The sequence below is a fragment of the Streptomyces katrae genome, assembly GCF_000966975.1.
GTDB classification, from domain to species: Bacteria; Actinomycetota; Actinomycetes; order Streptomycetales; family Streptomycetaceae; genus Streptomyces; species Streptomyces katrae.
In genome coordinates this window covers 1-1,267 of record NZ_JZWV01001643.1, presented here as the reverse complement: position 1 = coordinate 1,267, position 1,267 = coordinate 1, and the positions used below count along the sequence as shown (strand labels likewise).

The 1,267-nt window shown below is 74.7% G+C and carries 1 protein-coding gene; it reads left to right on the top strand.

Annotated elements, in window-relative coordinates; translation table 11 throughout:
• A partial coding sequence (locus tag VR44_RS39805) for an acyltransferase domain-containing protein (protein ID WP_045952578.1) occupies positions 1-1,267 on the top strand: 1,267 nt, incomplete at both ends.

Sequence of the window (1,267 nt, the reverse complement as noted above, 5' to 3'; positions counted from 1 at the left end):
GAACAGGCCCCCGCCGACCCCCACACCGCCGAGGCGGACGACACCCCGGACGAGGCGGCCCCCGCGCCGCTGCCCGTGCCCTGGCTGCTCTCCGCCAAGGACGAGAACGCCCTGCGGGCCCAGGCGGAACGCCTCCTGGCCCACGTCCGCTCCGCCGGCCGCCCCGACCCGGCGGACATCGCCCTCTCCCTGGCCACCACCCGCGCCGCCTTCCCGCACCGCGCGGTCATCACCGGCCACGACCGGGACGGGCTGCTGCGCGGCCTCGCCGCCCTCGCCCACGGCGAGGCCCCGGGACCGGAGACGGTGACGGGCACGGCACCCGCGGGGGCCGGCCGGTCCGCGTTCCTGTTCTCCGGGCAGGGCAGCCAGCGGCTGGGTATGGGGCGCGAACTGCACGCCGTCTTCCCGGTGTTCGCGGAAGCCTTCGACGCCGCCTGTGCCGCTCTGGATCCGCATCTCGAACTCCCGCTGAAGGGCGTGGTGTTCGGCGCGGACACGGAGCTGCTGAACGAGACGCGCTTCACCCAGCCGGCGCTGTTCGCGGTCGAGGTGGCGCTGTTCCGGCTGCTGGAGTCGTGGGGCGTACGCCCGGACCTCCTCGCCGGGCACTCCGTCGGCGAGTTCGCGGCGGCCCATGCGGCGGGCGTGTTCTCCCTCGGGGACGCGGCGAAGCTGGTGGCCGCACGGGGCCGGCTGATGCAGGAACTGCCGCCGGGCGGTGTGATGGTGGCGGTCCAGGCTTCCGAGGAGGAGGTGCGGTCCCTGCTGGCCGGGTCCGAGGACCGGGCGGGGATCGCGGCCGTCAACGGGCCCGTGTCCGTGGTCCTTTCAGGTGCCGAAGACGTCGTCACGGAGCTGGCCGGGAAGCTCGCGGCCGAGGGCCGCAAGACCAAGGCCCTGACGGTTTCGCACGCCTTCCACTCCCCGCTGATGGAACCGATGCTCGACGCCTTCCGCGAGGCCGTCGCATCGGTCTCCTTCGAGACGCCGGGGCTGCCGGTCGTCTCCACCCTCACCGGCGGGCTCGTGACGGCCGAGGAGTTCGCCTCCGCCGACTACTGGGTGCGCCATGTCCGCGAGGCCGTCCGCTTCGCCGACGCCGTCACCACCCTCGCCGCGGAAGGCGTGGGCACCTTCCTGGAGATCGGCCCCGGCGGGGTCCTGACCGCCCTGGCCCAGGAATCCCTCGACGAAAGCGCCGTCACCGTTCCCGCCCTGCGCTCCGACCGCCCCGAGGACCTGGCCGTCACCACCGCCCTCGCCC